Raw genomic sequence first — 8318 nt, forward strand, 5'->3', positions numbered from 1 at the left:
CCTTAGCTCTCTTAGCTATTTTTAATTTTCCTTCTGTTGCTCCGTATTCTGCTTCTACTCTTGCTTTTAAGTTAGCTTGAGTGTCAGCTACTACTACTTCCCCTAATAATTCAGCAAATTTAGCTGCATGTTCTGCTTCTTCAAATGCTATTCTCTTGTAAGCTTCTGCTACTTCTGGGTATCCTTCTCTATCTGCTTGACGGCTCATTGCTAAGTACATTCCTACTTCTGTACATTCTCCAGTGAAGTTAGCTCTTAATCCTTCTAATATTTCTTCATCAACACCTGCTGCTGCACCTATTCTGTGCTCATCAGCCCAAACCATTTCACCTTTCATTTCTTCAAACTTCTCAGGTCCTACTTTACATACTGGACATAGCTCTGGTGCTGTTTCTCCTTCATGTATATATCCACATACTGTACAAACAAATTTTTTCATATTTATATCCTCCCTAAATTTTATTTATTTTAAAGTTTTACTTTATTAATAATAGTAATGATTACTGCTATAGTATATATATACCCAGCAAATAATACTTAAAACATATTTATTTTTTATTATTTTAAAAAATTATTTTTATTTACCAAAGTGTCTTTCTAATAAACCTAAGAATGCTTTACCATGTCTTGCTTCATCTTTACACATTTCATGTACTGTATCATGTATAGCATCTAGCCCTAATTCTTTAGCTCTCTTAGCTATCTTTAATTTTCCTTCTGTTGCTCCGTATTCTGCTTCTACTCTTGCTTTTAAGTTAGCTTGAGTATCAGCTACTACTACTTCTCCTAATAATTCAGCAAATTTAGCTGCATGTTCTGCTTCTTCAAATGCTATTCTTTGATAAGCTTCTGCTACTTCTGGATATCCTTCTCTATCTGCTTGACGACTCATTGCAAGATACATCCCTACTTCTGTACATTCTCCAACAAAGTTTGCTCTTAATCCTTCTAATACTTCTTCATCTACTCCTTGAGCTGATCCTATTCTATGTTCATCAGCCCAAACCATTTCACCTTTCATTTCTTCAAACTTCTCAGATCCTACTTTACATACTGGACAAGCTTGAGGCGCTGTTTCTCCTTCGTGTATATATCCACATACTGTACAAACAAATTTTTTCATATTTATATCCTCCTAAAATTATCATTTATTATTTTAATAATAGTAATGATTACTGTTATGATATATTAATACCCGCTATATATTACTTAAAACATTTATTTCTTATAAATTTTAAATAATTTTATAATTTTATATTTTTAAGGTTTCTAAACAAATAAAAACTACCTTTTAAAGGCAGTTTTTATTTAATCTATGCTTTTTTTCCAAAATGTCTTTCTAATAAACCTAGGAATGCTTTACCATGTCTTGCTTCATCTTTACACATTTCATGTACTGTATCATGTATAGCATCAAGTCCTAATTCTTTAGCTTTTTTAGCTATTTTTAATTTTCCTTCTGTTGCTCCATATTCTGCTTCTACTCTTGCTTTTAAGTTAGCTTCTGTATCAGCAACAACTACTTCCCCTAATAATTCTGCAAATTTAGCTGCATGTTCTGCTTCTTCAAATGCTATTCTTTTGTAAGCTTCTGCTACTTCTGGGTATCCTTCTCTATCTGCTTGACGACTCATCGCTAAGTACATTCCTACTTCTGTACATTCTCCAACGAAGTTTGCTCTTAATCCTTCTAATACTTCTTCATCTACTCCTTGAGCTGCCCCTATTCTATGCTCGTCAGCCCAAACCATATCACCTTTCATTTCTTCAAACTTTTCAGGTCCTACTTTACAGACTGGGCAAACTTGTGGCGCTGTCTCTCCCTCATATATATATCCACATACTGTACAAACAAATTTTTTCATATTTATATCCTCCTAATTTTTATTTTAATTTCTATATAATTTATTTCAGTTTATTTAAACTTAATTATTCATTGTTATAACTTATATATACCCGGTGATAATTGCTCTAAACAACAATTATAAACTTTTTATATTTATTTATAGATATATGTTATAATAATACTCAATTAAGTAGTTTATTAATTAAAATTACATTTTCAAAAGGAGTTTACACATGTTAAAAAAGTTTGCTTCAGATGCACTTGGTATAAGTGATATAGGTACGATAATAAGACCTGAAGATTATAAAAAAGTGGATTCAGATGATTATATAATGCATGAAGATGGAGAGACTATATATTTCATTATAAAATCTAAATCCGACGAATACTGTTTTACTAATAAGGCTTTAATTCATATTGATGGAGAAAATGCAGTTAGTAAAAAACGTAATTTATATCGTTATGATTATTACCTTAATAATATATCTGATGTTTCTTTAGAGACTGCTGGAACTATAGATTTAGATGTTGAGATTAAATTTACAATAGGTCAAAAGAGTTTTTCTATAGATGTAGATAAAAAACAGTTAGAACAGTTAAAAGATTTATATAAAGCTTTAATAAAAATATCTGAAATTACTAGAGATAATCAAATTTTATTAAACTATACTAATGAATCAATACATACAGCAACTACACTTATGTCATCTAATCGTATAGAAAATATTAATTTAGAAGAAAGCTTTAAAAATATTAATGAATATGTATTTGAATGGTTAGTATCTTCTAAGAATAAATATAGCATTAGAGATTTTGGATATATTTTCGAAAAGTATATTAATAATTAAAATTTATATAAAAATAAAGCTAGTCATTTTGACTAGCTTTATTTTATCTTATATTTACTTTCAGCAATTAATTCTTCTCTTATTTTATTATTTTCTTCATCTAAGTATATCCTATATGTCTTTACATTTATTTTGTCTTTATTGTATTTTTCTTCAGTTCTTATATATAGCTTCTCTTTATCTTGTTTACATCCATATATTTTTGATGTTATTGCTCCATTACTAACTATATTTTTTATATAAATAGGATGAGAAAAAAGATTTTTAAATTTTAAATCTGTATACCCATATGATACTGCTGCATCTTTTCCTCTCGGTGCGTATCTTGACGCAAAGGTATGATTGTGTACTTCCTCTATTTCCATACCAGCTAATAGTGCTGCATTATATATTGTTGTTGAAACTTGGCATACTCCTCCACCTTCTCCATTTACATATCTTCCGCCTACTATTACTTTTGCAGTCTTGTATCCATTGCTCCACGTTCTAGCTCCTGTAGATTTATTGTATGAGAATGTCTCTCCAGGCATTATAAGTATATCACTAGTACTTTGTCCTGCCACATGAATATTACTCCCTCTCGGAGTATTATTGTTAAAGCTAGTGCTATATTGCCCTAATATTGAATTTACAGACTCTACATCTTCTGTTTTTATAGTAGGCTTTATTATGCGAGTAGGCAAATTAATTTCTTTTATATCTTTTTTATCTATCATATTATATATTTCTTCTTTTAATTTTACTATATCTACCTCTATACCTTCTTTAGACGGAGTTTTTAATATTTGAGAACTTTCTGTTACTTGTATTGATGCTTGCTTAACTTCTCTATTTATTTCCTTTGATATATCTTCTATAAATTTACTTAAAGCTATTTCATCATAAGTTGCTGTAAGTTCTATATTGTACTTTTCTTTGAAGGTTAGATTAAAAACTCTTTTTAAATTTTCTTTACTATTATCACTTCTTGTATATGAATAGGCCTTTTTTAATGAGTTATCTATATTATAATCTAACTTTATATCTTGTGGATTTATAGTCCAATTTTTAGAGATATATTTTATATTTATAGGTTTTAATTTATATGTATTACTAATTTGTTTACTAGCTTCATCAATATTCATTTTTCCTACATCTATATTTTCTATATAAATATTTTTAAATATTTTACCATCTAAATTATTTTCTAACTTATTCATCCCTAAACTTAGAATTGACATAGTAAGTAAACAAAATAAAAAAATTAACTTTTTAGTAATTATTTTCTGCTTTATCATAAAAATACTCCTTAATATAATTATATACATTTATAATTTCCTATATATTTTTTTATATTCTATTTTATATTTTTATTAAAAATATGTATTATTTTCATATATTATTTATCTTTTTTAAATTTATAAGTGAATTTTTTATACTTGTGTAAAAATACTATTTTTTGTTAAAAGTATGCAAAATATAATTTATTTTTCTAGGTATTATGTTATAATACTTATTATAAAATTTACATTATATAGATTTATAAAAGTATAACCAGTGTTTTTATAAATTTATATAAATTGGAGATTATTCTCCTTAATTACGAAAAGAGGTAACGATTTAAGCCTCGTATGTAGAGAAATCTGCATAGGACACAACTTGAATTGCAGATAATTCCTAAAGCCTAAGTGCCACAACGTAAAAGCGAATAGCTTTAAGCGTGATGGAACGAAAGTAGAAAAAAGTCTTAGGATGGCATAAGGTTAAACCCTAAGTGCTAGTACAATGGATGTTCATGCAGGGAAGTCCCGAACAGGGAAACCTTCAACGACTAGACCGAGAGGTCGTACACTATAAGCTATTGATAGTGGAAGTAGGTTGCCCCTAACGAGTAATGTCGAGGGTGAAGAAATAGTCTGCTCTCATGTGAAAATATGAGAAGTTCATAGGAGAACTGCATAAGCGTAGCGAACTTGTGTGAACAGCTGGTGTCTATTTTGATAAAAAAGGTAAAATTATCTAAGTTCAATGGAGAACTTTGCGAAAACTTATACGCTGATGTTTGCTTTATTACAGAGGCTAACTTTAATGACGTTACTAATTTATATAATAGGGTAAGCGTTACCCTAGATAATAAAAATTGGCTTAAGTTTCGTGATCCTCTCCAATTGAAAGATGTTTTAGCTAATGGTGGCTTTATAATAGGATGTTACGTTGAAGAGACTTTAGTAGCATCAGCCATGTGTGAAATTCCAAGTGGTGATTACTTAAATAATCTCTATGATATGAATTTAAGTCAAACCGAAATAGATTCAACGTATATCTCTGGTTATGTAATGGTAGACCCTCTTTATCGTGGAAATGCATTACATAAATTACTACTTGAGACTAGAATACAAGAATCTACAGACAGAGGAAAAAGCCATATAGTAACGGCCGTAGCTATTGAAAATATCTATAGCCAAAAAACAATATTAAGCTTAGGATTTGAAGTTCAACTTCAAAGAGAAAATCCGTGTGGTACAAAACGTAATATCCTTATGAAAAAATTAGATAATACAGTCAGTCCAGAAATAGAATTTACAGCTTAAAAAACAAATTAAAATAAAGAGGATAATACTTATATCCTCTTTATTTTAATTTGGCTAATATAATTTTATATTTCATTTATTAACATATCTTTAGCATATTTTAAGGTTACTAAATAATACATAAAATATCCTATATAATATATAACTAGTGTTATTAAAATCGGTACTAAAATATTTCTTTGTACAAGTTTTTGTACTATTGTCATTGCAAATAAGTTATGGATTGTACCTACTAATAATGGTAATAAAAATATTAATTTTAATTGCTTTGATAATATTTTTTCTATATCTTTATTACTTGCTCCAATCTTTTTAAGAGTTATATATCTATCCTTGTCATCGTATATACTAGATAGTTGTTTAAATAATATTATACTTCCCGTACAAAGTAAAAATACAGTTGATAAAAACATACCTATAAATAACAATAATCCTCCATTTTGCATAAGGTCTGTATATGATTTTATATTAGATGTAATATTAAATGGATAATTTTTTCCCATATTGTTTTCAACAGCTTTCACTAATTTATCTGCTAATTCTAATGAATCTTTATCTTTTATATTTATAACTCTTAATTTTCTAGTCTTATTGTCTTTTTCTAATTTATTATATACATTGTCTCTAACTACAACTATATTATACGATGATTCTTCGTTTACCATAGGTTCATAAAATTCTTTTTGCACTTTAAGCTTATTTTTATCTATATTTAGAGTTTCTCCTTCAAGAGACTTATACATATTTTTTTTGTATACGTCACTCGAATAATATATATGTTTATCTGATTTTAATTTTTCATATTTTAATTCTTTATTTTGTATGTTTATAAAGTCACTTTCTTTCATTATAGATAAATTGTCCCTCGTATCTTGTTTAATACTATCCTTCGTTATAGCTATGTAGTTAGTTTCCGTATCTATTAAATCTATTGTTTTATCAAGAGTTATGTTATTTTTATACTTATCTAATATTTTATCTACTTCTTTATTTACATAATCATTATCAGCATTTATGTTATAGTTGTATTTATAGTTTTCTCTAATACTTTGATCTATAGTATAATAATACGATATATTAAATCCTAAAATGGTAACACTTGTTGCTATTAAAATTGCTATTATAGCTAATATTTTCGAATTACTTCTTATATTATAACTAAGACCAGAAAATGCAACTAAATTTATACCTTTATAATAAAATATCTTATTTTTCTTTACTGTATTTAATATTATCGAAAGTGCACTTGAGAAAAATAAAAATGTCCCTGGTATTATAAAAATCAATACAAGCGGAGATAATATAATTTCCATTTCTAATATCTTACTTATTGCCATTATATATCCTAATATTATTAAAACTATACCTAAAACCCCTAAAAATAAAGAAGATTTTTTATGTAATTTTATCTCAGATTCTTGCTTAAATAGTTTAATAAGCTTCTTTTTTCTTATTACAAACGTATTTCTTATTCCTATTAATATAAATATTAAAGAAAATGATATAATAGTTTTAATTACTGCTTTTATATCCAGTGACATCTTGACTACTACAATTTCTCCCATTAATTTTACAAGTAACATAGTCATAAGCTTCGAAAATAAAAATCCTAAAGATATCCCTAATATTATTGCAACACTACTTATTATTAAAGTTTCATACAAAAACATTTTTGAAATTTGATTTTTTCTCATTCCTAATAAGCTATAGGTTCCTATTTCTTTCTTTCTTCTATTTAAAAAGAAAGCATTTGAATAATATATAAACATAAATGAGAAAAATGCTATGACTATTGCCGCCGAATTAATTCCGGCTCTTTTTGTCTTCCCTAATATAGATAAAGCTTCATTATACTGTATAGAGTTAAATGTGAAATATATAAATACACTAAATACTATGGATATAAAGTACATTATGTAATTTGATGCACTATTTTTTACATTCTTAAAGGAAATATTAAATAAATTCATTTTTATCAACGCCTCCAAGCATAGCTACCGTATCTAATATCTTTTGATAAAATTCTTTTGTGCTATTCCCTTTTATAAGTTCTGTAAAAATAATTCCATCTTTTATAAATAAAATTCTATTACAGTAACTAGCACTCATTGGATCATGAGTTACCATAAGTATTGTTGCTTTTTCATTTTTATTTAAATCACTAAAAGTATGTAAAAGCTCCCTCGCTGATTTTGAATCAAGAGCTCCAGTTGGTTCATCTGCAAGTAATAATGATGGCTTCCCTACTATTGATCTACATACTGCCGCTCTTTGCTTTTGCCCTCCCGAAACTTCATATGGATATTTATTTAATGTCTCTAATATATCAAGTGATGTTGCCACTTCATTTACTCTATCTTCTATAATTGTTACTTTTTCATTTTTAAGAGATAATGGTAGCATTATATTTTCTTTAATTGTAAGTGTATCTAATAAGTTTGAGTCTTGAAAAACAAATCCTAAATTATCTCGTCTAAAGTCCGCTATTTGATTTTGATTCATATGTTTTATATCTTTATCGTTTATATAAACTTTACCACTACTTTGAGTATCTATTGTAGATATAATATTTAGTAAAGTTGATTTACCAGCTCCCGATGCTCCCATTATACCAACAAATTCTCCTTCTCTCACTTTAAAGCTTACACCTTTTAGCGCTTCATATTTAGCATTCCTTTTTCCATATTCCTTTCTTACATTTTCTACCTTTAATATATCTTTCATTTTCTCCTCCTTATAAAATTCTTATGAACTTATTATATATCTGTGAAATATTTTTAACCATTTGATTACATTAAGTATATCTTACAATTTCGTAAGTATTTTTAAAAATTCTTCATTTTTCTTTAATTTATGTTTAAAATATACGTATATTTAAAATAAATCAATGCTTAATATGGAGGTAACAATGTTTAAAATAATGATTGTAGAAGATGATGCAGCCCTAAAAAATCAAATCAGCGAAGGTTTATCTAGATGGGGACATAATATATATAAAATAGAAAACTTAGAAAACGTAGTTGAAGAATTTAAAGAATTTAATCCTACAATTAC

The 8318-nt window shown here is 27.2% G+C and carries 8 protein-coding genes; 2 read left to right on the plus strand and 6 right to left on the minus strand.

Annotated elements, in window-relative coordinates:
- From BN899_RS09600 to BN899_RS09610, 3 genes are all read right to left on the minus strand, one after another.
- Positions 1-439 (minus strand): rubredoxin-like domain-containing protein (locus BN899_RS09600; protein WP_042274927.1); only part of this gene is annotated, 439 nt, incomplete at its 3' end.
- Between the two features lie 138 nt (positions 440-577).
- Positions 578-1123 (minus strand): NADH peroxidase, encoded by a 546-nt coding sequence (locus BN899_RS09605; protein ID WP_042274928.1) that lies wholly within the window; start codon positions 1121-1123, stop codon positions 578-580.
- A gap of 190 nt (positions 1124-1313) precedes the next feature.
- Positions 1314-1865 carry an NADH peroxidase gene (locus BN899_RS09610; protein WP_042274929.1) on the minus strand — a complete coding sequence of 184 codons (552 nt, stop codon included), beginning with the start codon at positions 1863-1865 and terminating at the stop codon, positions 1314-1316.
- A 214-nt stretch (positions 1866-2079) separates the two neighbouring features.
- Between BN899_RS09610 and BN899_RS09615 the strand changes: the two genes are divergently transcribed.
- Entirely contained in the window at positions 2080-2694 is a 615-nt protein-coding gene (locus tag BN899_RS09615; RefSeq protein WP_042274930.1) for a PH domain-containing protein, read from the plus strand.
- A 38-nt stretch (positions 2695-2732) separates the two neighbouring features.
- Here the strand turns inward: BN899_RS09615 and BN899_RS09620 are convergent, their stop codons facing one another.
- Complete coding sequence (locus tag BN899_RS09620; RefSeq protein WP_042274931.1) at positions 2733-3971, minus strand: VanW family protein; 1239 nt, start codon at positions 3969-3971, stop codon at positions 2733-2735.
- A 675-nt stretch (positions 3972-4646) separates the two neighbouring features.
- Between BN899_RS09620 and BN899_RS09625 the strand changes: the two genes are divergently transcribed.
- A complete protein-coding gene (locus tag BN899_RS09625) occupies positions 4647-5264 on the plus strand; it encodes a GNAT family N-acetyltransferase (protein WP_161628742.1) in 618 nt (205 codons plus the stop codon).
- A 65-nt stretch (positions 5265-5329) separates the two neighbouring features.
- On the opposite strand, the gene BN899_RS09630 is transcribed toward BN899_RS09625, so the two are convergent.
- Positions 5330-7234, minus strand: a complete 1905-nt coding sequence (locus BN899_RS09630; protein WP_042274933.1) for an ABC transporter permease — start codon at positions 7232-7234, stop codon at positions 5330-5332.
- On the minus strand, positions 7221-7988 hold the full coding sequence (locus BN899_RS09635) for an ABC transporter ATP-binding protein (RefSeq protein WP_042274934.1): 768 nt from the start codon (positions 7986-7988) through the stop codon (positions 7221-7223). Before BN899_RS09635 ends, BN899_RS09630 begins: the two co-directional genes overlap by 14 nt.
- Positions 7989-8318 lie beyond the last annotated feature (330 nt).

Source organism: Faecalimicrobium dakarense (genome assembly GCF_000499525.1).
Classification (GTDB): Bacteria; Bacillota; Clostridia; order Peptostreptococcales; family Peptostreptococcaceae; genus Faecalimicrobium; species Faecalimicrobium dakarense.

Coding starts and splice junctions, on each gene's coding strand:
- BN899_RS09605 (WP_042274928.1), bottom strand. CDS start 1,123: ATGAAAAAATTTGTTTGTACAGTATGTGGATATATACACGAAGGAGAA.
- BN899_RS09610 (WP_042274929.1), bottom strand. CDS start 1,865: ATGAAAAAATTTGTTTGTACAGTATGTGGATATATATATGAGGGAGAG.
- BN899_RS09615 (WP_042274930.1), top strand. CDS start 2,080: ATGTTAAAAAAGTTTGCTTCAGATGCACTTGGTATAAGTGATATAGGT.
- BN899_RS09620 (WP_042274931.1), bottom strand. CDS start 3,971: ATGATAAAGCAGAAAATAATTACTAAAAAGTTAATTTTTTTATTTTGT.
- BN899_RS09630 (WP_042274933.1), bottom strand. CDS start 7,234: ATGAATTTATTTAATATTTCCTTTAAGAATGTAAAAAATAGTGCATCA.
- BN899_RS09635 (WP_042274934.1), bottom strand. CDS start 7,988: ATGAAAGATATATTAAAGGTAGAAAATGTAAGAAAGGAATATGGAAAA.